Source organism: Halomonas alkalisoli (genome assembly GCF_021412585.1).
Taxonomy (GTDB): domain Bacteria; phylum Pseudomonadota; class Gammaproteobacteria; order Pseudomonadales; family Halomonadaceae; genus Halomonas; species Halomonas alkalisoli.
Genome location: NZ_JAKCMI010000028.1, coordinates 132666 through 159035, shown reverse-complemented (window position 1 = coordinate 159035; position 26370 = coordinate 132666). Strand labels below are relative to the sequence as shown.

General features: G+C 65.1%; 21 protein-coding genes. 7 read left to right on the top strand and 14 right to left on the bottom strand.

The window, feature by feature from the left end:
• The 3 genes from betB (at position 1) to LY622_RS13245 (ending at position 6051) form a co-directional block, all read left to right on the top strand.
• A complete protein-coding gene (gene betB, locus LY622_RS13255) occupies positions 1-1470 on the top strand; it encodes a betaine-aldehyde dehydrogenase (protein ID WP_234291317.1) in 1470 nt (489 codons plus the stop codon).
• 240 nt (positions 1471-1710) lie between these two features.
• A complete protein-coding gene (gene betA / locus LY622_RS13250) occupies positions 1711-3402 on the top strand; it encodes a choline dehydrogenase (protein ID WP_234291316.1) in 1692 nt (563 codons plus the stop codon).
• A 201-nt stretch (positions 3403-3603) separates the two neighbouring features.
• Positions 3604-6051 carry an acyl-CoA dehydrogenase gene (locus LY622_RS13245; RefSeq protein WP_234291315.1) on the top strand — a complete coding sequence of 816 codons (2448 nt, stop codon included), beginning with the start codon at positions 3604-3606 and terminating at the stop codon, positions 6049-6051.
• Positions 6052-6112: 61 nt separating this feature from the next.
• On the opposite strand, the gene LY622_RS13240 is transcribed toward LY622_RS13245, so the two are convergent.
• From LY622_RS13240 to LY622_RS13225, 4 genes are all read right to left on the bottom strand, one after another.
• A complete protein-coding gene (locus LY622_RS13240; RefSeq protein ID WP_234291314.1) occupies positions 6113-7990 on the bottom strand; it encodes an SLC13 family permease in 1878 nt (625 codons plus the stop codon).
• A gap of 215 nt (positions 7991-8205) precedes the next feature.
• On the bottom strand, positions 8206-9015 hold the full coding sequence (locus tag LY622_RS13235) for an enoyl-CoA hydratase-related protein (RefSeq protein ID WP_234291313.1): 810 nt from the start codon (positions 9013-9015) through the stop codon (positions 8206-8208).
• Positions 9012-11216, bottom strand: coding sequence for an acetate--CoA ligase family protein (locus LY622_RS13230; protein WP_234291312.1), 2205 nt, complete (start codon positions 11214-11216; stop codon positions 9012-9014). Before LY622_RS13230 ends, LY622_RS13235 begins: the two co-directional genes overlap by 4 nt.
• 20 nt (positions 11217-11236) lie before the next feature.
• Positions 11237-12043 carry an enoyl-CoA hydratase/isomerase family protein gene (locus LY622_RS13225; RefSeq protein WP_234291311.1) on the bottom strand — a complete coding sequence of 269 codons (807 nt, stop codon included), beginning with the start codon at positions 12041-12043 and terminating at the stop codon, positions 11237-11239.
• Between the two features lie 295 nt (positions 12044-12338).
• On the opposite strand from LY622_RS13225, the gene LY622_RS13220 reads away from it, so the two are divergent.
• The gene (locus LY622_RS13220) at positions 12339-13265 is read left to right on the top strand and encodes a MurR/RpiR family transcriptional regulator (protein WP_234291310.1); all 927 of its coding nucleotides are present in this window, start codon (positions 12339-12341) and stop codon (positions 13263-13265) included.
• A gap of 78 nt (positions 13266-13343) precedes the next feature.
• On the opposite strand, the gene LY622_RS13215 is transcribed toward LY622_RS13220, so the two are convergent.
• Both LY622_RS13215 and LY622_RS13210 read right to left on the bottom strand, forming a co-directional pair.
• On the bottom strand, positions 13344-14321 hold the full coding sequence (locus tag LY622_RS13215; protein ID WP_234291309.1) for an NADPH:quinone reductase: 978 nt from the start codon (positions 14319-14321) through the stop codon (positions 13344-13346).
• A 122-nt stretch (positions 14322-14443) separates the two neighbouring features.
• On the bottom strand, positions 14444-15004 hold the full coding sequence (locus LY622_RS13210) for a hypothetical protein (RefSeq protein ID WP_234291308.1): 561 nt from the start codon (positions 15002-15004) through the stop codon (positions 14444-14446).
• 137 nt (positions 15005-15141) lie between these two features.
• Between LY622_RS13210 and LY622_RS13205 the strand changes: the two genes are divergently transcribed.
• On the top strand, positions 15142-15909 hold the full coding sequence (locus LY622_RS13205; protein ID WP_234291307.1) for a glycerophosphoryl diester phosphodiesterase: 768 nt from the start codon (positions 15142-15144) through the stop codon (positions 15907-15909).
• 123 nt (positions 15910-16032) lie between these two features.
• Positions 16033-17376: an NAD(+) synthase gene (gene nadE, locus LY622_RS13195; protein WP_369413789.1), complete on the top strand. Its 1344-nt coding sequence runs from the start codon at positions 16033-16035 to the stop codon at positions 17374-17376.
• 72 nt (positions 17377-17448) lie between these two features.
• Here nadE and LY622_RS13190 read toward each other — a convergent pair whose 3' ends face one another.
• The 8 genes from LY622_RS13190 to cbiE all read right to left on the bottom strand — a co-directional run bounded on the left by LY622_RS13190 (position 17449) and on the right by cbiE (position 25493).
• Complete coding sequence (locus LY622_RS13190) at positions 17449-18864, bottom strand: xanthine/uracil/vitamin C permease (protein ID WP_234291306.1); 1416 nt, start codon at positions 18862-18864, stop codon at positions 17449-17451.
• 384 nt (positions 18865-19248) lie between these two features.
• Positions 19249-20715, bottom strand: coding sequence for a cobyric acid synthase (locus LY622_RS13185; protein ID WP_234291305.1), 1467 nt, complete (start codon positions 20713-20715; stop codon positions 19249-19251).
• The gene (gene bluB, locus LY622_RS13180) at positions 20712-21434 is read right to left on the bottom strand and encodes a 5,6-dimethylbenzimidazole synthase (RefSeq protein ID WP_234291304.1); all 723 of its coding nucleotides are present in this window, start codon (positions 21432-21434) and stop codon (positions 20712-20714) included. The genes LY622_RS13185 and bluB overlap by 4 nt, the downstream gene beginning before the upstream one ends.
• A 216-nt stretch (positions 21435-21650) precedes the next feature.
• A complete protein-coding gene (cobO, locus tag LY622_RS13175) occupies positions 21651-22256 on the bottom strand; it encodes a cob(I)yrinic acid a,c-diamide adenosyltransferase (protein WP_234291303.1) in 606 nt (201 codons plus the stop codon).
• 1 nt (position 22257) lies between these two features.
• Positions 22258-23061, bottom strand: coding sequence for a precorrin-6A synthase (deacetylating) (gene cobF / locus LY622_RS13170; protein ID WP_234291302.1), 804 nt, complete (start codon positions 23059-23061; stop codon positions 22258-22260).
• Entirely contained in the window at positions 23058-23858 is an 801-nt protein-coding gene (cobM, locus tag LY622_RS13165; RefSeq protein WP_234291301.1) for a precorrin-4 C(11)-methyltransferase, read from the bottom strand. The genes cobF and cobM overlap by 4 nt, the downstream gene beginning before the upstream one ends.
• Positions 23859-23871: 13 nt before the next feature.
• On the bottom strand, positions 23872-24276 hold the full coding sequence (locus LY622_RS13160) for a cobalamin biosynthesis protein (RefSeq protein WP_234291300.1): 405 nt from the start codon (positions 24274-24276) through the stop codon (positions 23872-23874).
• Positions 24276-25493: a precorrin-6y C5,15-methyltransferase (decarboxylating) subunit CbiE gene (gene cbiE / locus LY622_RS13155; RefSeq protein WP_234291299.1), complete on the bottom strand. Its 1218-nt coding sequence runs from the start codon at positions 25491-25493 to the stop codon at positions 24276-24278. Before cbiE ends, LY622_RS13160 begins: the two co-directional genes overlap by 1 nt.
• A 13-nt stretch (positions 25494-25506) precedes the next feature.
• Here cbiE and LY622_RS13150 point away from each other — a divergent pair, with 13 nt between their 5' ends.
• Positions 25507-26232: a cobalt-precorrin-6A reductase gene (locus LY622_RS13150; RefSeq protein WP_234291298.1), complete on the top strand. Its 726-nt coding sequence runs from the start codon at positions 25507-25509 to the stop codon at positions 26230-26232.
• The last annotated feature ends 138 nt before the right edge of the window (positions 26233-26370 follow it).

Genomic DNA, 26370 nt, shown 5'->3' with positions numbered 1-26370 from the left:
ATGGCAAGCCTCGACACCGAAACACTCTATATCGACGGCCGCCGGGTGGAAGCCACTTCCGGCGAGACCTTCGACGTCCACAACCCCTATGACGGCAACCTCCTCGCCAGGGTGCAGCAGGCTTCACAAGCCGATGTGGACAGCGCCGTCGCCGCGGCTCGCAAGGGCCAGCGCGTCTGGGCGGCCATGACCGGCATGCAGCGCGGACGCATCCTGAACCGTGCGGTCGCCTTGCTACGCGAGCGTAATGACGAGATCGCCGAGCTGGAGACACGCAATACCGGCAAGCCGATCAGCGAAACCGCCGCCGTGGATATCGTTACCGGTGCCGATGTCATCGAATATTATGCCGGCCTGGCCCCCGCCATCGAGGGCAGCCAGCTTCCCCTTCGCGAGTCGTCCTTCGTCTATACCCGTCGCGAGCCGCTGGGTGTGATCGGCGCCATCGCGGCCTGGAACTACCCCATCCAGATCGCCTGCTGGAAGGCCGCCCCGGCGCTGGCCGCGGGCAACGCCGTGGTGCTCAAGCCCAGCGAAGTCACGCCACTGACTGCCATGAAGCTGGCCGAGATCTTCACCGAGGCCGGGCTACCGGATGGCGTCTTCAATATTGTCCAGGGCGATGGCCGTGTGGGACAGATGCTGACCGGGCACCCCGGCATCGACAAGGTGTCCTTCACCGGCGAAGTGGGCACCGGCAAGAAGGTGATGGCTGCCGCCGGGGGCTCCTCGCTCAAGGACGTGACCATGGAGCTCGGCGGCAAGTCGCCGCTGATCGTCTTTGCCGACGCCGACCTGGACCGCGCCGCCGATGCGGCGATGATGGCCAACTTCTATTCCAGTGGCCAGATCTGCACCAATGGCACTCGCGTCTTCGTCCATCACTCCGTGAAGGCGGCCTTCGAGGAGAAGATCGTCGAGCGCGTGGCCCGTATCAGGGCCGGCGACCCGCTCGACCCCGAGACCAACTTCGGCCCCCTGGTGAGCTATGGCCATCAGGAGAAGGTCCTCTCCTACATTGAGCTGGGCAAGCAGGAGGGTGCCCGGCTACTGATCGGCGGTGAGCCGATGGCAGAGGGCGCTTTCGCCAGAGGCGCCTGGGCCGCGCCCACCGTTTTCACCGATTGCAGTGACGAGATGCGCATCGTGCGAGAGGAGATCTTCGGCCCGGTGATGGCGATACTCGCCTTCGATGACGACGAAGAGTTGATCCGGCGCGCCAACGACACCCACTACGGGCTGGCCGCGGGCGTTTTCACCGAGAGCCTCGCCCGGGCGCACCGCACCATCCACCGCCTCGAGGCCGGCATCTGCTGGATCAACACCTGGGGCGAGTCGCCGGCCGAGATGCCGGTGGGCGGCTACAAGCAGTCCGGTGTGGGCCGCGAGAATGGCATCGAGACCCTGGCCCACTACACCCAGACCAAATCGGTGCAGGTGGAGATGGGCCCCTTCGAGTCGGTGTTCTAGGAGGCAGCGAAGACACCCGTTTTCCAGCTAACTGGATCGCTCGGGCTGACCCGTCGACAAGCCTTCGAGGAGGCGCTGTAAACCCCTCCCTGGGCGCTACCTACGCCATCCCTGGCGTAGGACCTCCTCTTCGGCTTGTCCCCGGCGCCCCTCGCTACAGCCAGCCGCGCCTGCCCTGGGCCGACACTTCTTGCGCATGCGAGCAGGCCCGCTTCCGTGGCGTTATCAGTGAGAAATGTTATGTCCCAGATTCGCGAATTCGACTACATCATCATCGGCGCCGGCTCGGCCGGCAACGTGCTTGCCGCCCGGCTTACGGAAGACCCCGAGGTCAGCGTACTGCTGCTGGAAGCCGGCGGCCCCGACTATCGTCTCGACTTCCGCACCCAGATGCCGGCGGCACTGGCCTACCCGCTGCAGGGCAAGCGCTACAACTGGGCCTTCGAGACCGACCCCGAGCCGCATATGGACAACCGCCGCATGGAGTGCGGCCGTGGCAAGGGGCTAGGCGGCTCGTCGCTGATCAATGGCATGTGCTACATCCGTGGCAATGCGCTGGACTACGACAACTGGGCCAGCCTGCCCGGCCTGACCGACTGGTCCTATGCCGACTGCCTGCCCTATTTCCGCAAGGCCGAATGCCGCGATATCGGGCCCGACGACTACCATGGTGGCGACGGCCCTGTCTCTGTCACGACCCCGAAGCCCGGCAACAATCCGCTTTATCGGACCTTTATCGATGCCGCCGTGCAGGCCGGCTATCCCGAGACACCCGACGTGAACGGCTATCAGCAGGAGGGGTTCGGCCCCATGGACCGTTTCGTCACGCCCAAGGGGCGCCGCGCCTCCACCGCTCGCGGCTATCTCGACCAGGCCAAGCAGCGCGAGAACCTCACCATCGAGACCCACGCCACCACGGACGTGATCGAGTTCGAGGGCAAGCGCGCCGTGGGCGTGCGCTACCTGCGCCGCGGCCAGCCCCACCAGGTCCGCGCCCACCGCGAGGTGCTGCTGTGTGCCGGCGCCATCGCCTCGCCGCAGATCCTGCAACGCTCCGGCGTCGGCAACCCCGATCACCTGCGTGAGCTCGACATCCCGGTGGTCCACGCCCTGCCCGGCGTCGGCGAGAACCTCCAGGACCACCTGGAGATGTATATCCAGTACGAGTGCACGCAGCCGATCTCCCTTTATCCCGCGCTGAAATGGTACAACCAGCCCAAGATCGGCGCCGAGTGGCTGTTCAAGGGCACCGGCGTCGGCGCCAGCAACCAGTTCGAGGCAGCGGGCTTCATTCGCAGCAACGACGACGAAGCGTGGCCCAACCTGCAGTATCACTTCCTGCCCATCGCCATCAGCTACAACGGCAAGAGCGCGGTACAGGCCCACGGCTTCCAGGCCCACGTCGGGTCCATGCGCTCGGAGAGCCGGGGCAGGATTCGGCTGACCTCCCGGGACCCCGAGGCCGCGCCCAGCATCCTGTTCAACTACATGTCGCAGGAGAAGGACTGGCAGGAGTTCCGCGACGCCATCCGCCTGACCCGGGAGATCATCGCCCAGCCCGCCATGGATGCCTACCGCGGAAGGGAAGTGTCACCGGGTCCGGATGTCGAATCCGATGAAGCGCTCGACGCCTTCGTGCGCGAACACGCCGAAACCGCCTATCATCCCTGCGGCAGCTGTCGCATGGGGAACGATGAGATGGCGGTAGTCGATGGCAGCGGTCGCGTGCACGGCCTCGAGGGGCTGCGCGTCGTGGACGCCTCGCTGTTTCCGGTGATACCCACCGGCAACCTCAATGCGCCGACGATCATGCTGGCCGAAAAGCTGGCCGACAGGATACGCGGGCGTGAACCGCTGCCCCCCTCGGACGCCCCCTACTTCGTCGCGCAAGGTATTCCGGCGCGCAAGGCGCCTGAACGCCGACTCTACTGAAACGCAAATGCTCTCCGCCTTTCACAGCGCCCCGCCTTGCGGGGCGCTCTTGCATGCGCCTGTCCGGCAATAGCTGCTGCAAGACATGGCTACTACAAGACATGGCTGCTACAAGTAGGGGGCTGGTCACGCACGGCATGATCGGCTAGGCTGATAGATTCAAACAACCGTTCGAAACGCCATTCTCAACGGAGACGAGGCATGCTCACCCTGATACTGCTCCTGCTGACGATCGTCGGACTCCTGGTGGTCATGCGCCGCGAAGCCGGCGCTGTACCCGCCTTGGCGGTGCTGGCCGTACTCGGCCTGGTCGGCCTGCTCCTGGGCTCCCCGATCCTTGGCCTGCTGCTGCTGATCGGTGCTGCTGGCGTTGCCGCCGCCGGCCTTCCGGCCCTGCGAATCCAGTGGCTGTCGCCGCGGCTGTTCGCGATGTTCAAGAAGGCAGCCCCGCGGGTTTCCGACACCGAACGCACCGCCCTGGAAGCCGGCACCGTGGCATGGGACGGAGAGCTGTTCTCGGGTCGGCCCCAGTGGACCAGCCTGATGCGCTATCGTGACGATGGCCTTAGCGACGAGGAGCAGGCCTTCCTCGACAACCAGTGCTCGGTCGCCGCCGGCATGTGCAATGCCTGGGAAATCGCCAAGGAACGCGCCGACCTCCCCGAGGAGCTGTGGCAGTACCTCAAGAAAGAGGGCTTCTTCGGCATGATCATTCCCAAGGAGTACGGCGGCCTGGGCTTCTCCGCCAAGGCACAGTCCATGGTGCTGCAGAAGCTGACCGTCAGCGAGATGCTGATGATCACCGTGGGTGTACCCAACTCCCTGGGGCCAGGCGAATTGCTGCTCAAGTACGGCACCCAGCAGCAGAAGGATCACTACCTGCCCCGGCTGGCCGACGGTCGCGAGATTCCCTGTTTCGGCCTCACCGGCCCGCGCGCCGGCAGCGACGCCACCTCACTGCCCGACACCGGTATCGTGTGCAAGGAGATCGTCGACGGCAAGGAGGTGCTGGGCCTGCGACTCAACTTCGAAAAGCGCTGGATCACCCTGGCACCCATCGCCACCGTGGTCGGGCTTGCCTTTCGCCTGTTCGACCCGGACCACCTGCTGGGTGAGGAGGAGGACCGCGGCATCACCCTGGCACTGGTGCCCCGCGACACGGCGGGCATGGAAATCGGTCGCCGCCATCACCCCATCGGTAGCCCGTTCCTCAATGGCCCCATCAAGGGCAAGGATGTCTTCGTCCCGCTGGACACCATCATCGGCGGCACCGAGATGATCGGCCAGGGCTGGCGCATGCTGGTGGAGTGCCTCTCCATCGGCCGCTGCATCACCCTGCCCTCCGGCGCCAGCGGCACCATTCGCTACGCCCTCGGCTGGACCGGCGGTTTCGCCCGGATTCGCCGTCAGTTCAATGTCCCCGTGGCCGAGATGGAAGGCGTTCAGGAGCCCCTGGCCCGCATGGCCGCCCTGGGCTATATCGCCCAGGCCGCCGTCTACCAGACCGCCAATACCATCGATCGAGGCGAGAAGCCCTCGGTGCCCTCGGCGATCCTCAAGAGCCAGCTTACGGAATTCCAGCGTGACGCCCTCTCCCACGCCATGGACATCCATGGCGGCAAGGCCGTAACCCTGGGGCCACGCAACTACATCGGCATCGGCTACAGCAGCAACCCGGTCTCCATCACGGTGGAGGGCGCCAACATAATGACCCGCAACCTGATGATCTTCGGCCAGGGCGCCATACGCTGCCACCCCTTCGTCCTGGAGGAGCTGGCTGCCATGGATACCGACGACCTCAAGGCCTTCGACAGCGCCTTCTTCGGCCATGCCGGGCTCATCTTCGGCAATATCGCACGGGCGTTTACCCTGGCCTTCGGCCTCGGCAAGGACACGGTGCCCTTCGACGCCACTGCCGCGCCCTATGCCCGAGACATCAACCGGATTTCCGCCGGCTTCGGGCTCTGTGCCGATGCCGCCATGGCCAGCCTCGGCTCCTCGCTGAAGCAGCGCGAGTTGCTGTCAGCGCGGCTGGGCGACGTACTCTCCAACCTTTACCTGGCCTCCATGGTGCTCAAGAACTGGCAGGAAGGCGACAAGGTAGAAGGCGAGGCCGCGCTGCTGCACTACAGCTGCACCTTCCTGCTGGAGCGTGCCGAGCAGGCGCTGGACGAGCTGTTCGACAACATGCCCAACCGGATACTGGCCGGGACGCTGCGTGCGGTGGTCATGCCGCTGGGGCGTCGCTGGAAGCGCCCCCACGACGATCTGACCCGAGAGATCGCCCAGGCGGTATCCCGTGACAGCGCGCTGCGCACCAAGCTGCTGCGCAACACCTGGGACGCCCAGGATGGCGTCAAGGACAACCCCCTCGCCCACTACAACGCCCTGCTGCACGAGTACGACCGTGCCGAAGCGCTCTATCGCACGCTCAACAAGGCCTTCGCCAAGGGGGAGCTGCCGATGTATGCGCTGCATCCGGAGCAGCGTGTGGAAGCGGGTCTCGAGGCGGGGATCATTTCCGAGGAGGATGCGGTCTTCATGCGCGCCTTCGAGGCGGAAGTTCTGGAAATGCTCACCGTCGACGACTTCGAATACGACGAGTTCGCCACCGACAAGGAAAACATCCTGCGCCATAACGCCGCCTGACCCCTTCGTACACCACGCAAGCGCGAGCGCCCCGGCAATGCCGGGGCGCTCGCGTTTCATGCTACAGCGGCCATACCATCAGTATCATCGGTATCGCCACCACCAGCACCACCATCTCGAGCGGCAGCCCCATGCGCCAGTAGTCACCGAAGCGGTAGCCGCCGGGGCCCATCACCAGGGTATTGGACTGGTGGCCGATGGGTGTCAGGAACGCGCAGGAGGCGCTGACTGCCACAACCATGAGGAATGGATCGATCGATGCATCGAAACCGTTGGCCAGGCTGACGGCTATGGGCGCCATCAGAACGGCAGCCGCCGCGTTGTTGATGACATCCGACAGCATCATGGTGATCACGAAGAGCCCTACCAGGGTAACCACTGCGGGCCACTGCCCCCCCCATACCAGCATCACCTCTGCGATCAGCGCCGCGCCGCCACTGGTCTCCAGCGCCTGCCCCACCGGAATCATGGCGGCAAGCAGCACGATCACTGGGCCGTCGATGGCCTGGTAGCCGTCACGCAGCGGCAGCACACCCACCAACAGCGAAATCAGTGCCGCACTCGAGAGAGCCACTGCCGCGGGCAGGACCCCCAACAGAATGGCCAGGATGGCGGCTGCAAAGATACCCAGTGATACCAGTAGCATGCGCGGCTGGCCCAGCGCCAGGTTGCGGCTCGCCAGTGGCAGGCACCCCAGCGTTGCCAGGCTCTCGGAGAGCTCGCTCTCGCCACCCTGTAGCAGCAGGACGTCGCCAGCACGAAAACGAATATCACGAAGGCGTTGCTTGAGGCGGCCCCCGTCCCGAGCTACCGCCACCAGGTGCAGCCCGAACTGGTTGTGCAGGCGTAACTGGCTCACGGTACGATTGACCATGATGGAGTCGGTTCGTACCACCGCCTCGATCAGTTCGAGCCCCTCGGTATCGACCCCCTGTTTCTTTTCCTTCTTCTCTTTCTTCTCCTTGTTGTGTTTCTTCCCCGGATTCTCTTGCACCGGCTCCGCGTCGCTCTCCCGAGAAGCCGTCTCGTCGGCCGATACCTTATCCTCTTCAGGCTCGGCGCCGAGCGAGAGCCCCGCCTTGTCCTCCAGCAGCTTCATCTCATCGGGGCCCGCCTCCAGCAAGAGAATATCGCCCTCCCTGAGCACGCCGAAAAAGGCGTGGCCGGCACGACGCTGGTCATCGCGGACCACCGCCAGCACCGGAATGGTCTCCTCCAGTTCCTGCTGCAGCTCACGCAGGGTCAGCCCGTTGGCCTTGGAGTCCTCGCCAACCTTGAGCTCGACCAGGTAGTTGGCGGTATCGAACATCGCCTCGGTGGACGCCTTGCCGGCGCGTTGGGGAACCAACCGCCAGCCGATCAGCAGAATGAAGGCCAGACCGGCCAAGGCCACCGCCACACCGACTGGCGAAAAGGAGAACAATCCGAATGCCTCGCCGGTGACCGAGCGCCGGTAGATGGCAATGATGATATTGGGAGGGGTGCCGATCAGGGTGGTGAGCCCGCCCAGCAGTGAGCCAAATGCCAGCGGCATCAGCAGCAATGAAGGAGAAATATCGTGTTCACGCGCCAGTCGCATCGCCACGGGTAGCAGCAGCGCCAGGGCGCCAACATTATTCATGAAGCCCGAGAGTACCACTACGGTGCCGGTCAGGGCGGCGAGCTGCAGGAAGAGTCGATTGCCGACCTTGAGCACCTGCTCGGCGATCACGTCCACGACCCCGGAACGCTCGAAGCCGCGGCTCAGCACCAATACCGCGGCAACGGTGATCACCGCAGGATGGCCAAAGCCCAGAAACGCTTCCTCGCCCGGAACCAGGCCCAGCATGACCGCCCCCAACAGGGCCGTCAGCGCCACCAGGTCATAGCGGAAGCGCCCCCATACGAAGGCGGCAAGGGTCAGGCCGAGAACGATGAAGACCAGCGTATGGTCGGCCATAGCCGGTCACCTCCCTGTGATTGCAATGCATCCCAGCACAACAGCAGTCAGGGAAAAAATCCAGCCTTTTCCGCAGGATCCCCGCCCTACGCTGAGGCACAAAAAACCCGGACTGAGCCGGGTTCTCTGCCGAGGAGCCTGTCGGATTTGTCCGATCGTCACGAGAGATATGGATTTCGAGACAAGTTTATCGATCTGATGAGGCGAATAGGCCGCTATTTGGCCATCTTCTCCAGCATGGCGTTCACCGCATCGAGGTGTTCCGGTTCGTTGTGACACATCCCCTGGAAAACCGCACAGACGTCGAGGAAGTCCTTGAGCTCCATGCGACTGCCCATCTTCATCAAACGCTTGGTCAGACGGGTCGCCTTGGGTGGCTGGGCGGCCATCCGGGCAGCAAGCTCTGCGACACGCTCCATCAAGGCCTCCGGCTCGGTGACTTCCAGCACGATGCCGTACGTCTTCGCTTCATCGGCATCGATCACGCGGCCGGAGAGAGTCAGCTCGAAGGCGCGCTGATAGCCGATCAGGCGCTGCATGAACCAGGCACCACCGTCACCGGGGATAATGCCCAGGTTGAGGAAGGTCTCGCCGAACTTCGCCTTTTTCGAGGCGATACGGATATCCGCCATATTGGCCAGGTCGAAGCCCGCGCCGATGGCCGGGCCGTTGACCGCTGCGATGATCGGCACCTCCACCGCCTGAAGAGCCAGCGGGATACGCTGGATGCCACGCCGGTAGCGAGCGGCGACCTCGGCCACGTCGCCGGCGAAGTCGCCGCCGCGACTGGCCATGTCCTTGACGTTGCCACCGGCCGAGAAGGCACTGCCCTCGCCGGTGATCACCAGTACCGAAACATCGTCGCAGTGGTTGACCCACTCGGCGGTGGCGACGATGTCATCCACCAGGGCGGTGCCGGTCAGGGCGTTACGCACGTCATGGCGATCCAGGCTCAGGGTCGCCACCCGCCCTTCCAGGCTCAGGCGCGCGTCGGTCAGAGTCGGTTGAGACGTGGAGTGGCTCATGCGTGGGCTTCCTTGTCAGTGCTCTCTATGGTGCGATCCACGATAACCCGAGCATCCACCACGGCATAGCCATCGGCATGGGCAATCACTGGATTGAGGTCCAGCTCGGAAAGCTGTGGATAGGCTTCGACGATCCGCGATACCGTCAACAGCAGGTCGACCAGGGCCCCCTTGTCCACGGCCGACTCGCCACGCACCCCGGAAAGGATCTTCTTCGCCTTGATCTGCTCGACCATGCTGCACGCATCATGGCGTGTCAGCGGTATCGAGCGGAAGGCCACGTCCTCGAGTATCTCGACGAAGATGCCACCCAGGCCGAACATCAGCACCGGGCCGAAGATGGGATCCCGGATCACACCGACGATGACCTCCACCCCCTTCTTGGCCATGGGTGTCACCAGCATCCCTTCGATTTCTGCATCGGGATCGTAGGCCCGACAGGCGTCCAGTATCTCCGCACGGGCCTGCCGCAGCGCCTGCTCGCCAACCAGGTTGAGCTTGACCCCACCGGCGTCGGACTTGTGCAGGATGTCCCTCGAGACCACCTTCATGGCCAGCGGCGTATCGCCGGCGGCACCACGGAACCGGGCGGCGGCCTCAACCAGTTCCTCTTCACTGCGAACCACCAGTTCAAGGGGGACATCGATGCCATGGTCGCGCAGGAGCTGCTTGGCCTCGTACTCGAAGAGATCGCGCCCTTCGGCCTGGGCTTGCGCGAACAGGGCGGAAAGCGCCGGCTTCGGTTCCACGGCGGTTTCCGGTGGCTGGCCATGGCTCTGCGCCAGGTACTGGCCGCGCTCGCCCAGGGCCGCCAGCACCCTGACCGACTGCTCGATGGAGGCGTAGATGGGCAGGCCTGCCTCATGCAGGCGGCGCAGGGCAGGCGGCTTGATCGGCGTATAGAGGCTGTAGATCACCAGCGGCTTGGTGGTGGCATGGGAGAGATCCACCATCGCCTCGGCGCCGCGCATCTCGTCGCCCAGCAGGGACTCGGCGAAGCGGATGCTGTAGCCACCGAACATGCCGACCAGGAACACGCTGTCGACATTATCGTCCTCGGCGACGATCTCCATGCAGGTGGCCAACAAGGAGGGGTGGGCGTCGGTGGAGCCGGCCACGTCCACCGGGTTGATCGTGGACGCCTGGGGAATAAGAATGTCGCGCAGGCGCTGACGGGTGGTATCGGAGAGTTCGGCGAGTTCGAGTCCCGCCTCGGCCAGGCGGTCCGAGGCGATGGTCGCCTGGCCGCCGCCGTCCGAGATCACCGCCACGCGCTTGCCCCGCGCCTTCTGCAACAGCCCCAGCCCCTCGGCCACCGGCAGGATCTCGTCGGAATACTGTACGACGCTGACCCCGACCTGGCGCAGCAGGTCCACGGTCATGGCGTAGCTGCCGGCCAGGGCGCCGGTGTGGGAGCTGGCGGCTTTCTGGCCCTGCTCGGTGGAGCCGGACTTGTAGACCACCACCGGCTTCATGGCGGTAACATCGCGAGCGACTTCCAGGAACTTGCGACCGTCGCGGAAGCCTTCCACATAGAGGGCAGCGACCCGCGTGTTCTCATCCTCGCCCAGGTAGCGAAGGTAGTCGTTGAAGCCAATGTCGCTCTGGTTGCCCGGGCCCACATAGGTGCTGAAGCCTACCTGGCCATTGTGCTGTGCCTCCAGCGCCAGCGACAGCAGCATGTTGCCGGACTGGGAGATGATGCCCACATCGCCCGCCTTGACGTTGTCGAGCGCCAGCAGGTTGATCCTGTGGTGCAGATTGAACACGCCCGACGTATTGGGGCCGATGATACGCACGCCGTGTGCCTCGGCCCTGGCCATCATCTCGCGCTCGAGGGCGGCCCCCTCGTCGCCGGTCTCGGCGAAGCCACTTGCCAGGATGATCGCCCCCTTGATGCCACGCCGTCCGCACTCGGCGATGAGGGCAGGCACGGTGGCCGCCGGGGTACAGATCAGGGCGAGCTGGGGGTTGCCCGGAATGGCCGTCACCGAGGGCCACGCCTTGATCCCCAGGATCATGTCGGCCTTGGGATTGACCGGGTAGATATCGCCTTTGTAGCCGTCCTTGACCAGGCCGACCATGGCCTTGTAGCCGCGCTTGGTGGGGTCGCTCGAAGCCCCGATCACGGCAATGCCGGTCGGCGCCAGGATGTCGTGCAGCGGGCTGCGGGTCGGCAGATGTCCTTCGATGGGATTCATGTCTCGCTTACCTTGGCCTGTCACTGGCCCTTGAAGTTCGGGGTACGTTTCTCGGCGAAGGCGTCGACGCCCTCCTGCCAGTCTTCGGTGGTCGAGCAGGTGAAGACGGCGTCCAGCTCCTGCTGCAGCTGCCCTTCCAGGTCGGTGTGTCCGCCCTGGTTCACCAGGCGCTTGAGCATGGCGATGGAGACAGGAGCCTGCTTCGCCAGATCGCCCGCCAGGCGGTGCGCCTCGTTCAACAACGCATCCTGGGGCCAGCTCGAGGTGGCCAGGCCGATCCGCTTCGCCTCCTCGCCATCGATACGCCTGCCGGTGAACAGCAGCTGGCGCGCCATGTTCAGCCCCACCAACTGGGGCAGGATCTTGGAAACACCGCCGCCGACGCAGGTACCGATACTGGTCTCCGGGAAGCCGATCTGTGCCTCGTCGGCCATGACGATGAAGTCACAGGAAACCGCCATCTCGGCGCCGGCACCCAGGGCATAGCCGTTGACGGCCGCAATCACCGGCTTGCGCAGGCGCAGGATCGCTTCGCAGACGTCATTGCCGAGCTGCAGGTACTGACGACGCTGGAACAGCGTGCGCTTGGCACCTCCATGCTCCTTCATGTCGGCGCCGACACAGAAGGCGCGACCCTCACCGGTCAGGATCACGGCACGAATGTCGTCATCCGCTTCGGCGCTGGCCAGCGCCGCCAGCAGATCGGTATAGAGGGTCTCCACGACGGCATTCAGACGATGGGGGCGATTGAAGCGTATCTCCATGACGCCGTCCGTATGGATGATATTCAGGGTTTCGGGACTGGGGCTGGAACTGGGTTGACTCATGGGCGAACCGGACACTCTAGTGATCGAACGATGGCTGTGAATGGCTGCATAACGCCCGATAGCGCAACCTCGGGCGGAAACAAACGTACCATTATGAAAACAACATTGGCACAGATGTATTGTGGGCATCCTAGCCAAGCCAAGGACCCTCGTCAATACGCGCGTATTGCAAAACAACAGAACGAGAAACAAATGTTTCATTTATTGACGAAGTCCATGCGTTACAATGCCGAGCGACGGCTACCGGCCGCCCGCATCATGCCACTGGGGTACCGTGCCCCTGCAGGAGACCGACGTGCTGGAACAGGAACCGCAGAACGCCGACGCACAGAATGACGAGACCGGCCCACCATCGGATCTGGATACCGTGAATCAGCAGCTGGCCGCCGCCTATCCGGAGCTCAGCCCGCAGTTGAAGCTTGCCGCCGGCTATGTGCTGGAACATCCGGTGGAAATCGCCTTCCAGTCGATCCGCAAGTCGGCCGCGGCGGCACGGGTAACCGCCTCGACACTGGTGCGCCTGGCCAAGCGGTTGGGGTTCGACAGCTACGAGCAGTTTCGCGAGGTATTCCAGTCGGCGGTGCAGGCGAGTCCGGTGGAACTTTCCGGGCGGGCCAGCAACCTGCGCAACCTGGCCAGCCAGACCGATGATCAGGTCTTTCTCGATGTGGGCGACGCGGCCTTCGACAATATCGGCCGGCTCTTCACCGCCGATACCCAGGCCCGGGTCCGCGATGCGGCCAGGATGCTGCTCGGCGCCGAAAAGATCGCCGTGGTGGGATTTCGAGACACCTTCGCCTGCGCCTACCACTTCGCCTACGTGGGCCGCATCGCCATGCCCAACATCCAGCTCATACGGGGTCAGGAAGGCGGACTATTGACCGAGCTGGCCCCCTTCGGCGAAAAGGACCTGGTGGTGGCCTTCGGCTTCGAGCCCTATTGCGGCGAAACGGTGCGCGCCCTCGATATCGCCCGGGCCAATGGCGTCCGGCCCATCGTGGTGACCGACACGCTGCGCTCCCCCCTGGTGCCCGGCGCCGCCATCACCTTCACCGTTGCCAATGCCACACCGCACTTCTTTCCCTCGATCCTTTCTGCCATCACCCTGATCGAAGTGCTGCTCGCCGAGTGCGTGGCCTTCGGCCCCGACGTCCTGGTCGATAACGTGGCGAGCTTCGAATCGCGAATGCGTGAGATGGGTGCCTATGTCAGCAATGAGTAGCGCACACAAGACGCCGCCGGCCCTGGAACAGGAACCGGCGGCGCAAGGCGAATCAGGAAGGGTTGTGGGCGGTACCGATCAGGGAATCAGGATAGTGGAACCGGTGGTCCTGCGGCTTGCCAGGTCCTCCTGGGCCTTGCCCGCCTCGGCCAGGGAATATTTCTGGCCGATATCGATCGTGACCTTGCCGCTCTTGAGCATGTCGAACAGCTCATTGGCCATCATCTCCAGGCGCTCCCGGGTGTCGGCATAGCCGTTCAGGCTGGGGCGGGTCACGAACAGCGAGCCCTTCTGGTTGAGGATGCCGATATTGACGCCCTCGACCGCTCCCGAGGCGTTGCCGAAGCTGACCATCAGTGAACGGGGCTTGAGACAGTCGAGCGAGATCTCCCAGGTGTCCTTGCCCACCGAGTCGTAGACCACATCCACCATCTCGCCATTGGTCAGCTCACGCACCCGCTCGACAACGTCTTCCTTGGTATAGTCGATGGTCGCCCAGGCACCGTTCTTCTCGGCGAGAGCGGCCTTCTCGGGCGAACTCACGGTGCCGATCAGCTTCACGCCCAGTGCCTTCGCCCACTGACAGGCAATGGAGCCAACCCCGCCGGCCGCCGCGTGCCACAGAATCGTCTCGCCACCCTTGAGGGGGCAGGTCTGGCGCAGCAGGTACTGCACCGTCAGCCCCTTGAGCATGCAGGCGGCCGCGGTTTCCACATCGACGCCCTCAGGCAGCACCACCACCTTGGCGGCGGGCAGTACATGATAGTCGGCATAGGACCCCAGCGGGCCCTGGGCATAGGCGACCCGGTCACCCGGCTTGAGATGCGTCACGCCCTCGCCCACGGCATCCACCACCCCGGCGCCTTCGGTACCCAGGCCAGACGGCAGCGACGGCGCCGGGTACAGTCCGGTCCGGAAGTAGATATCGATGAAATTGAGGCCAATGGCGTGGTTCTGGATACGAACGTCGCCGGGTCCCGGCTCAGCGGGAGTGACGTCAAGCAGTTCGAGAACCTCCGGCCCTCCGGTGCGTGCAAACTGGATACGCTTGGCCATGGTGCCATATTCCTTGTTCGGTGATGGAAAGAAATCAATGGATGGACAGAGCCCATCCAAACGCCGAATCAGGCAGCGGTCAAGGATGATGGGTATCGTTTCGGGCCTTGTTCAAGCCAAGCTCAGCCGGGAAACGCTGCCAGGGCAGCAACGAAGAGGCCCTTTTCCTGCTCGAAGAAGCGCGGGTCATGCTTGAAGCGGCGCAGGATCGCCGCCTCATCGAAGTCCAGCGCCGGTTCCACGTCGCTGATGGCCTGTGCCGGATGCCCCTGGGCCAGGCCGATGCGGCGCCCACCGGGGGCGGCGAACCAGCGCGTGATGCCACAGCGACGGTAGAAGGCCTCGGCATCCTGGTCACCGGCTTCCACGCGCAGCGGCGCCTTGAGCGCGAGCTCCCGAATCAGCCGCCGCTCACTCTCGCGATCACCGCTGGGCGAGGCGCTCAGCTCCAGCACCATCCCCGCGCCTGATTCGTCCAGTACCAGCAGTGCCAATGCACCGGGGCGCTCCTGATCGTCCACCAGCCCCCAAAGGCGAGCCGCTTCGTGGGCGAAGAGCACCTGTCGAGCGCCCGAGAAGGTGACCAGGGGCGTCAACCCCGCCTCTCGACCATAGATGTCGGCACACAGCCTGGCCAGCCAGGCATCGCGCTGTTCGTCACGCTCGGGGGTCATCACCTTCATGCCATGTCTCGCTGCATCGTTGAAAGCCCGCAAGCCTAGCATAATCCGGCTCGTCTCCGCCCGTGCCACGAGCGTCGAGAGTCGCTATTCTGTCACCTGTTGCCACTAGACTGTTCAGGCCCTCACGGAGTCGCTGAATGCCGCCACACCCCGACATCGCCCTGCCTCGCCTTATCGCCCACCGGGGACTTTCCGCCCACGCTCCCGAGAACACCCTGACCGCCGTGCGTGCCGCCTTCGACATCGGCTGCCACTGGGTGGAGCTTGACGTCCAGCTGCTGGGTGACGGTACCCCGGTGATCTGGCACGACCCGACCCTCAAGCGCTGCTCGGATGGCCATGGCCGGCTCTCGCGGCTCAGCCTGGACGAGGCACGCGGGCTCGACGTTGGCTCCTGGTTCGGTGATGCCTTTCGCGGTGAGCGCATGGCCACCCTTGCCGACATGCTGAAACTGTTGGCGAGCCTGGACATGGGGGTCAATCTGGAGCTCAAGGTCGGGCGCAACCGCAGTGGCACCGAGCTGGCCGATGCCGTGGTGCCACGCCTGCTCGAGGCGCTCCCCCCGGAACGCATCATCCTCTCCTCCTTCGACATGGCCGCCCTGCACCACGCCAGGTCGATGGCCGACGCATCGCGCCTGCCGATCGGCATCCTCACCGAAGGTATTCCCCAGAAGTGGCAGTCTCGCTGCGAGGCGCTCGATGCCTTCAGCGTGCATACCGACTGGACACGCCTCACCGCCCGGCGTGCCCGGGAGATCAAGGATACCGGCTACCGGCTGCTCTGCTATACCCCCAACGATCCCGCAGCCTTCGCCCACCACTGGCGGTGGGGCGTCGACAGCGCCATCAGCGACGATCCGGGCTGCTTCGCCGGCATAGCCCCGCCCCCGGCCCTGCCTTGACCAACCGAGCCCAGGACTGCGGGGCCCCTGGATCATGTGGCCGGCGACATCGGCCATTCTGGCCTACGGTAGGGAGGTGCATCCCACGCTGATAAAGCGAGTTGGCAATCAGGAGGAATGGCAATGGAGCTGCTGGAGAGGATCGCGAACTATCTGCTGGATCACGAGCTGACACTCGCGACCGCCGAGTCCTGCACCGCCGGGCTTATCATCTCGGAGCTGGCCCGGGTGCCCGGCAGCGGCCAGAGCATCGACTGCGGGCTCGGGGTCTATTCGCCGCAATCGAAGAACCGCTACCTCGGCGTCAGCTACGACACCATCGAGCGTTACGGACTGACCAGCGAAGCCGTGGCCTGCGAGATGGCCGCTGGCGCACTGAACAACAACGATGCCAACGTGGCCCTGGCCAATACCGGCATCGCCGGCCCCAACCCCGGAGACGACGACACCCCCATCGGCACCATCTGCTTCGCCTGGGCCTTTCGCCATGCCGATCATCATTACCACTTCTGCGAAACCCGTCGCTTCAATGGCAATCGCAACGAGGTCAGGCTCGCCGCGGCCCACTACGCCCTGGAACGACTGCCCCACTACCACAGGCTATGCCGTGACCACCCATCGGCAACGGACGAGGCGGACCAACGCTCCCGACGCGCCATACAGCAGGCGATCGGCGTCCAGCTGAAGGCCAGGTCCCGTATCGATCCACAGCATGAGGTAGCACGTCGGCGCGACTTCCTCTGCGACCTCATGTGTCGGAGTGGACAGACAACGCTGGTACTGGGCATCAGCGGCGGCATCGACTCGACGGTGGCAGGACGCCTGGCACAGCTTGCCGTGGAGCAGGCCCGCGAGCGCGGTGTAGCAGCGACCTTCATTGCCATGCGCCTGCCCTATGGTGAGCAAAGGGATGCCGAGGATGCCGACAAGGCACTGGCCTTCATCCAGCCTGACGAAGTGCTCGATGTGAACATTCAGGGAGCCAGCGATGCGATGCTTGAAGAGCTGGAAGCGGGCGGGCTGACATTCACTGGCCTGGGCCAGCGAGACTTCGTGCTGGGCAATATCAAGGCCAGGCAGCGCATGATCGCCCAGTATGCCGTGGCCGGCACCCGCGGTGGCCTGGTGATCGGCACCGACCAGGCGGCCGAAGCGCTGACGGGCTTCTTCACCAAGTACGGCGATGGCGCCTGCGACGCTGCCCCATTAACTGGCTTGACCAAGCGGCAGGTGCGGGAGTTGGGCGGCTTCCTCGGCGCCCCTCGCGAACTGATCGAGAAGGCACCGACTGCCGACCTCGAGTCGCTCGCGCCGCTGAAGACCGATGAAGAGGCGCTGGGAGTCAGCTACGACCAGATCGATGATTTCCTGGAAGGCAGCCCTGTCGATGCCCGGTCCTACGAGATACTCCTTGCCACCTACCGCAAGACCCAGCACAAGCGGGAACTGCCGATCATGCCCGACTAGCGACAGCGCAGCGGGCCGACACCTCCGGTCTCGGCCCGCTGCAGGGTGGTATCACCGCTTCACCGCCAGGCGCTAGCGTGTCGCGGGCTGTGGATCGACCCTGTCGTCGGGCTCGACCACCATATCGTCCTCGACATGGATCGGCTCCTGCTCTTCCGCCTCCCTGGCACCACGCGCGCGATGCTCGATCAGGAAGTAGAGGATCAGGCCGATACCCAGCCCCCAGGCCGCGCCATGAGTCGCCAGCACGACGCCCATGATGCCCGCCACGCCCATGGCGGTGGCGTTCTTGATCTGCTCCACGGCGACCGCAATGCAGAGATAGCCGGTGATCAGCAGGGTAATGGAGAGCGCAATCGGCAGTACCGGGCGGAAGAAGGTCACCAGCGGCAGCAGGAAGAGCGCGAAGAAGCCAACGATCCAGAACACCCCGGTACCGGAATAGATGGTGTCCATGGTCTTGCGCCCATAGCGATAGCGCTCGGTCACCGTCGCCATGCCACCGGTGAACAGCGGCCCGGCCAGGCCGGGATAGGGAGCCAGCAGCGAGTGCATCAGGTTGCGGATGCCGGTGATCAGGTGTACCCGGTCGATATTCACCTCGATCTTCTCATCCGGGCGCAGATGGTCGACCCGCTTGAGCAGCGTCTGGCCCACCACGATGTCGCCAAAGGCAATGATGTAGGCGATGATCGCAGTGGGGATCGCCGCCACCATCAGCTCGATGCCCGGCGCACCGATGGAGAACGGCAGATAGGCCCAGATACCGGCGAAGTCGGGCGCGGCAATACCCCACTCCACTGTCGGCATCGAGTACTCACCAACACCCCAGCCGATCGCCATGGTGATCAACATGCCCGGCACCATGCCGAAGGCAACGATATTGCGTGCCCAGCGATACTTCTCGGCCAGGTCACGGAAGGAGAGCGAAAAGAGGACGTAGAGCGTGATCAGCCCACCGATGCCCAGCGAAATCGGCGTGTTGTAGAGACGACCGCCCTCGACGATTTCCCCGCTGATCGCCGCGATACCCGCCCCGAGCAGAATCCCCGCCTTGATCGAGGCCGGCACGTTGTTGACCAGCTTGCTGCCCAGCCGCGTGACGGCCATGAACAGGAAGATGGCGGTGACCATCAGCTGCAGAGCCACCATGGCGCGCATCGCCTCGGGGCCCGGCTCGAATTGACCGATGAACAGCAACACCACGGGAATGGCCGGTGTGATCCAGCCGGCGATGAAGGGTACGCCCAGCAGCGGCGGCAGGATGAAGCCGATGCCGCATACCACCACGAAGGCCAGGCCAACCTCATAGGGCACGCCCAGGTACTGCTCCAGCAGCGGGATCATGCCCAGGGAGATGACGAACATCACCATGGCCTGGATGGTTTCGGGTATGGCCCACTTGAAGTGGATGAAAGGCAGGCGGACCTTGAACGGTCCCAGAGGCCAGTAGGGATGTTCCTGGCCGTATTCGCGTTTGAGCAGCATGTCGACACCTCAGCGGTTCTGTTTGTTGAGCGGTCCTCTTGGTCGGTTGTTGTTGTTCTTGGCTGAGCTTGGTTGTACGCGCGTCTGACGCAGCGCAACATTCGACCATGGAACGAGTGGACAAGCTGTCATTTGCCGGAACTTGTCGACAACATTACAAACAAGCACTCAGCAAAGCCTGCGCAAAGCGCATTCCACGTCGACATGGCCGCTTCGATTGGCAGAAGTTGTCGACAAGTTCAAAGCAAAATTCAGGAAGTTTACGTTAACGTCAGCTCAAGACCTGAACAGCAGAAGGTGTAGGTGGAGCCAGCATTTACAGAGCAGAAACACAGATGGGCAGAGCCCGCGTACAACCAAAGAACAACAAGTCCGACAGTAGGCTCAGAGACCAACGAGGCGATCGATGGCCGCCATGTCCAGGTGCGCTTCCAGGCAGTCGGCCAGCCGATCGAGTTCCTGCTGCCGATGGGCCTGGTAATCCACCGCAGCACCCTGTGCATTGAGTCCGCAGCGGGCCAACAGTGCCGCACACGCCTCGGGGGGGTCGAACAGGCCGTGCAGGTAGGTGCCCATGATCTGGCCATCCGGGCTAACACTGCCGTCAGGCCTCCCCTCCAGCTCACACAAAGGACCCGCCAGGGCAGCCCCCTCGCTCACGCCGTTATGAATCTCGTAGCCACTGATCGGCACGCCTTCGGGTAGCAAGCGCCCACTCACGTTGCGCAGCTGCTTGCCGGCCACCATGCGGGTCGCGACATCGAGCAGCCCCAGCCCCGGGGTCGAGCCGGCAGGTCCCTCGAGGCCATCCGGGTCGTGCACCGCCCGCCCCAGCATCTGGAAGCCGCCGCAGATGCCCAGCACCTTGCCGCCGTAGCGCAGATGGCGCTGTATTGCCGCCTCCCAGCCCTGGGCGCGCAGCCAGGCGAGGTCGCTGCGAGTGCTCTTACTGCCGGGAAGGATGATCAGGTCAGCGGGGGGAAGGGACCGACCCGTCCCGACCTGATTCGGCCCGATAAAGCTGAGTTCGACCTGTGGATGCAGGCGCAGCGGGTCGAAGTCGTTGTGATTGCTGATGCGCGGCAGCGCCGGCACTAACACCTTGAGGGTATCCCCCTGCCCCACCCGGCCGCCGCGACCGATGCTGTCCTCGGCGTCGAGCAATAATCCCTGCAGATAGGGCAGCGTGCCATATACCGGCTTACCGGTACGCTCTGCCAGCCATTGGAGGCCCGGCTCGAGCAGGGCGATATCGCCGCGGAAGCGGTTGACGATGAAGCCACGGGTACGTGAGCGCTCGCTCTCGCTGAGCAGTTCCAGAGTGCCGACCAGTTGCGCAAAGACCCCGCCGCGGTCGATATCGCCCACCAGCACGACCGGGCAATCCACCATCTCGGCGAAGCCCATGTTGGCGATGTCGTTGGCACGCAGGTTGATCTCGGCAGGACTGCCCGCTCCTTCGGCAATGATCACATCGAAGCGCGACGACAGCGCCTGCCAGGCCGCCAGCACGCTCTCACGCGCCGTGCGCTTGTAGGCGTGATAATCCAGCGCATCCATGTGGCCGTGGACCCGGCCGCGCAGGATCACCTGGGCGCCGCGGTCGCTCTCGGGCTTGAGCAGCACCGGGTTCATGTCGCTGTGGGGCTCAACCCCGGCCGCCAGCGCCTGAAGCGCCGTGGAGCGGCCGATCTCGCCGCCATCCACCGTCACCGCGCTGTTCAACGCCATGTTCTGCGGCTTGAACGGCGCCACCGACACACCGCGCCGCGCCAGGGCCCGGCACAGCCCCGCCACCACCGTGCTCTTGCCGGCATCCGAGGTGGTGCCCTGGATCATCAGGGTGGTCATGGCCGGTCCACCTCGCCCAGTGCCTCTTGTAGCGCTTCATCCACCAGGGGATGCCCCCAGCCATTGCCATGCACCAGCTCCCCCAGGGGAAGGCGCTGACGCCAGCCGCTTCGGGCCAGCTCGGGCTGCTCCAGGAACTCGCTGACATAGCCCAGGCACAGATACGCCAGGGGATAGACCCTGTCCGGCAGGCCCAGCACCTGCGCCAGTTCATCCTGATCGAGGATACTCACCCAGCCCACGCCGATGCCCTCGGCCCGGGCCGACAGCCACAGGTTCTGCACCGCCAGGCAGGTACTGAACAGGTCCGTGTCGACGATGCTGTTGCGCCCCAGCACATGCTCACCGCCTCGGGCCCTGTCGCAGGTGATGCAGAGGTTGAGGGGGCTCTCCAGAATCCCCTCCAGCTTAAGGCGTCGATACAGCTGCCCGCGTTCACCGTCATGGTTTTCGGCCGCCCTGGCGTTCTCCCGCTCGAAGATGCCATGCACCCGGCGCCGCACCTCGAGGCTCTCGATCAGCAGGAAGTCCCAGGGCTGCATGAAGCCCACCGACGGCGCGTGATGGGCGGCCTCCAGCAGGCGTGCCAGCACCTCCGGGGGAATCGGGTCCGCCAGAAACTGGGCGCGCACATCCCGACGCTCATGGATGGCGCGGTAGACAGCGTCCCGCTGCGCTTGGGGAAAGGCGTGATCGGCTCGCCCGCTATGTGCTGCCATGCGGCACTCTCCAGACAATTTGTAAGGTGATCGTGGTTCCAAAGCTGCTGCCGGAGTCCCTCTTTCATAGCTCGGTGGTGATGAGCTGTTCCGGCGCCAAGCCTCCGCGAGGGCGCTGTGAACCCATCCTTGGGCGCTACTTTTGCCATCCATGGCAAAAGACCCTCGCTGCGCCTTGCCCCCGGCGCTCATCTCTGGAGCACTGGGAGCTGCGTTCTACAGTTCAATGCCCTTCTGCGCCTTGATCCCCTGCTCCTTGAAGGCGTGCTTGACCACGCGCATCTCGGTGACGGTGTCGGCCAGCTCGATCAGCGCCTCCGGAGCATGGCGGCCGGTGACGATCACGTGCTGCATCTCGGGGCGGGCCTGGAGGTCGTCGAGTACACGGTCGAGATTCAGATATTCATGCCGCAGGGCGATATTGAGTTCATCGAGCAGCACAAGGTCGAAGCTGGCGTCGGACAGCATCCGGCTGGCCTCGGCCCAGGCGGCCTCGGCGGCCTGGACATCGCGATCGCGATCCTGGGTGTCCCAGGTGTAGCCCTCGCCCATCACGTGGTACTCCACGCCAGGTTGCCGGCGAAAGAACGCCTCCTCGCCGGTCTGGAACTTGCCCTTGATGAACTGCACCACGCCTACCTTCATGCCGTGGCCAAGGGCCCGGGCCAGCATGCCGAAGCCGGAGCTGCTCTTTCCCTTGCCGGGGCCGGTGAGCACCAGCAGCACGCCCTGCTCCTTGTTGGCCTGGGCGATGCGCTCGTTCATGATCTTCTGCTTGTGGGCCATGCGCTCGGCGTGACGCTGCGGATCGACGTGCTTCATTTCACACTCCTTGGGTATCGGTAGGGCTGTTCGATTGGCTCGGCATCAGCGGCTTGCGGGCCAACAAGTAGACGTCCATGATCCAGCCGTGCTGCTCGCGCAGGGCGGCGCGCTGCTCGGGGATCGCTGCGGCCACGTCCACCAGCCAGCCGTCGATCAGGCACTGTTTTTCCATGCCCAGGTAGGCGCCCCACCAGATGTAGAGGCCTTCGGGTGGCAGCGACTCGAAGGCCCCGCCGCTGTCGAGCATTACCGCGACGCTCTCGGCATCGCTGGGCCAGCCGCGCTCGCGCAGCCGCCGCCCAGTTGTGATCTGCACCGGCTCGGCCAGCGCATTCAGGGGGATACGGTGCTCGGCGGTGAGGACCTGCAGGCTGGTGATGCCCGGCACCACACGTATCTCGACCTCTTGCCCCTTGGCGCTCAGACGCCCGGCAATGCGCAGGCTGCTGTCATACAGCGAGGGGTCGCCCCAGATCAGCATGCCGACTCGACCGCCTTGGGGAAGATGAGTCGCCATCAGCGCCGCCCAGACCGCGGCGATGGCTCCGTGCCAGTCGTCCACCGCGCCCAGATAATCGGAGCGGCCATCGCGGCGCGGCAGGTCGAACTCCACGATTCGGGTCCGTGACGACGCCTCCAGCAGATTGCGGCACAGCAGCCGACGCAGATCCACCAGGTCAGACTTGCCCTCCCCCTTGCGCGGCAGCAGGATCAGGTCCGCTTCGTTCAGCGCCCGCACGGCGGCCAGGGTGACATGCTCGGGATTGCCCGTGCCAATGCCGATCAGCGAGAGGTGGATCATGCCTCGCCTCTCTCGTCAGCGGAGCCGGCGAAGGGCGAATCCGCCGACTGGGGCCGAAAGCGGCGGTCGTAGCCGACTGCGTAGAGGCAGCTCTCCTGAAAGTCCTCATTGCCCAGCACCGGCCCCACCAGAATCAGCGCCGTGCGCTGCATGGCGTCGTCGACCTGGGAGGCCACCGTCGACAGGCGCCCCCGGACCACCCGCTCATCAGGCCAGCTGGCCCGCCAGACGATGGCCACCGGGCAATCGGCGCCGTAGAACGGCACCAGCGCTTCCACCACCTGTGCCAGGTTGTGGATGGAGAGATGAATCGCCAGGGTGGCGCCGCTCCTGGCGAAGTTGGCCAGGGTCTCGCCGTCCGGCATGGCGCTGGCCCGCCCCGGCGTGCGGGTCAGCACGAGGGATTGCGCCACCCCCGGCAGGGTCAGCTCCTGGCCCAGGGTGGCGGCAGCGGCGGCGAAGGACGGCACGCCCGGAGTAATGGCGTAGGGAATTTCCAGCTCGCGCAGCCGGCGCAGCTGCTCGCCCATGGCAGACCACACCGACAGGTCCCCGGAATGCAGCCGGGCCACATCCAGGCCCGCGGCATGGGCGCTGCGCATCTCGGCGATGATCTCATCCAGGGATAGCGGCGCGGTGTTGATGATCCGGGTACCTGCCGGGCAGTGCTCGAGCAGCTGTTCGGGCACCAACGAGCCGGCGTAGAGGCATACGGGAGAGGAGGCGATGAGATCCCGGCCCCGCAGCGTCAGCAGGTCCGGCGCCCCGGGGCCGGCGCCAATAAAGTGTATGGTCATGCTCAGTATCCTATCAGGGCGCCTCTATAAAGCTTCGGGCCACCGCTACGGTGGCCATTCGGTCCGTCGAAATCAAACGCGGCCCAATCAATACCGCACCGGGCCCCGCCGCCAGCAGAGCCACCGCCTCGGCGACGCTTCCCGTTCCACGGGCCTGCACGCTGTGCCGGGAGTGAGTGATGGTGGTGGCGGTTGGCAGGGCAGCATCGGCCACGGCGATCACCGCGATGCCCCGCACGCGTCCCAACGCCTGAACCAGCGGCAGCATCGACTGCGCCGCGGCCAACCGATCAACGGCGCCATACTGTGCCTCGATCCGCTCCAGCGCATCGATCAACGGCGCCAGCCGAGCCCCGCGGCGAAAGCCGAAACCCGCCACCGCTATCGAATCACTCGCCACTGTTCTCGAATCACCCATCACCGGGTCACCCGCCACTTCACGATGGGGTAGCTGGCCTTCCAGCCCCGCCGCGTGCCGATGGGCGCGGCGGTGGACAGTTCGAGGCGCAGCAGCTCGCCGCCGGCCTGCTGCTGCCATTGCGCCAGCAGGGCCTCGGACTCCAGGGTCACCGCATTGGCCACGATACGCACGCCAGCCGGCAGACGCCGCCACAGCGCCTCCAGAAGCGCCTGCGACAGCCCGCCGCCGATAAAGACCGCATCGGGGGGCTGATCGCTCAGCGTCTGATCATTCAGTACGTCGGGGGAGCTGCCCTCCACTACCTCGAGCCAGTCGACGCCGAGGTCATGGGCATTGCGACGCGCCCGCGCCGCTCGCTCAGCGTCACGCTCGAAGGCCACGGCTTGGTTATCCGGGTGGGCCAGCAGCCACTCGATGGCCACCGAGCCCGACCCGGTGCCGATATCCCACAGCCGCTCCCCCGCCCTCGGGGCCAGGGCCGCCAGGGTCATGGCGCGCACGGCCTGCTTGGTGATCTGGCCATCGTGGTCGAACAGTTCGTCCGGCAGGCCGGGCGTCAGCGGCAACGCCGGCCCAGCACCATCCACCTCCAGGCCCACCGCGACCGGGTGGGCGATGTCGTCTGGCATGGCATCGCCAGCTTGCACGCTGCGGATACGCTCGCCGTCACCGCCCAACGCTTCCAGCACATGCAGCCGCGAAGTGCCGAAACCGAAGCGCTGCAGCAGGTCCGCCAGCTCGGCCACAGCCCCTCCGTCGCGCAGCAGCACCAGCAAGCGCCTACCGCGCTGCAGGTAGGGCCGAATGCGCGTCAGCGGCTTGGCATGCAGCCCCAGGCAGGTACAGCCTTCCAGCGGCCAGCCCAGCCACGATGCCGCCAGGCTGAAGGTGGAGGGCGCAGGCAGTGACTGCCATTCGCCGGGACCCAGATGGCGCGTCAGGGTGCTACCCGCGCCGAACCAGAAGGGATCGCCGGAGACCAGCATCACCACCCTTCGGCCGCGCTCGGCCAACAGCTGGGGGATGCCGTCGGCGAAGGGCACCGGCCATTCGCGCACCTCGGCGGCCAGGGGCGGCAGCAGGCGCAGATGGCGCCGCGCGCCGAACACCACCTCGGCGCCTTCCAGCGCGTTGCGGCTTGCCGGCGTCAGCCCCGCTGTGCCACCCTCGCCCCAGCCGAGCAGCGTGAGCCAGGGAGCGTGTACGTCAGCCATTATGCAAACCCCAATGAACGTCCTGATTCTGGGCGGCACCACCGAAGCCAGTGCCCTGGCCCACGCGCTGGCCGAGCGCTCGGTCCCTGCCCTGTTCAGCTATGCCGGTCGAGTGGCCGCGCCCAAGTCGCAGCCGCTGCCGACCCGCGTCGGCGGCTTTGGCGGGGTGGAAGGCCTGGCCGCCTTCCTGGCAGACAACCGCATCACCCACCTGGTCGACGCCACCCACCCCTTTGCCGAACGCATGAGCCGTAACGCCATCTTGGCGGCACAGCAAAACAGGATCCCCTGCCTCGCCCTGACCCGGCCGCCCTGGGTGCCCCAGGCCGGTGACCGCTGGCAACGGGTCGCCGGCATCGAGGCGGCGGTGGACGCCCTGGCCGGCCCGCCCGAGCGCATCCTGCTGGCCATCGGGCGCCAGCACCTCACTGCCTTCGCGGCCCGGCCCCAGCACCACTATCTGCTCAGGCTGGTCGACCGGCCCGAGGCACCGCCGCCCCTGCCGCATCACCATGTGGTTATCGACCGCGGCCCCTTTACCCTGGCAGGCGACCTGTCCCTGCTGCGGGAACATGGCATCCAGTGCCTGGTGTGCAAGAATTCCGGCGGCGACGGCGCAGTGTCCAAACTCACCGCGGCCCGTCAACTGGGGCTGCCGGTGGTAATGATCGAGCGGCCGGCGCTGCCGGAGCGCCGGGAAGCTCACTGCGTCGAAGATATCCTGGCCTGGCTCGCATAGAGGACGTTTACAAATTACTGCGCTCGGCCATGCATCGTTGAAATCAGCCTTAAAATGCTCATTTAACACCTCGTAAACTCCGCTTTTTCGGCTAATTTCGCCTTGCCTGACCGTCGCTCGTGACATTTGTAAACGCCC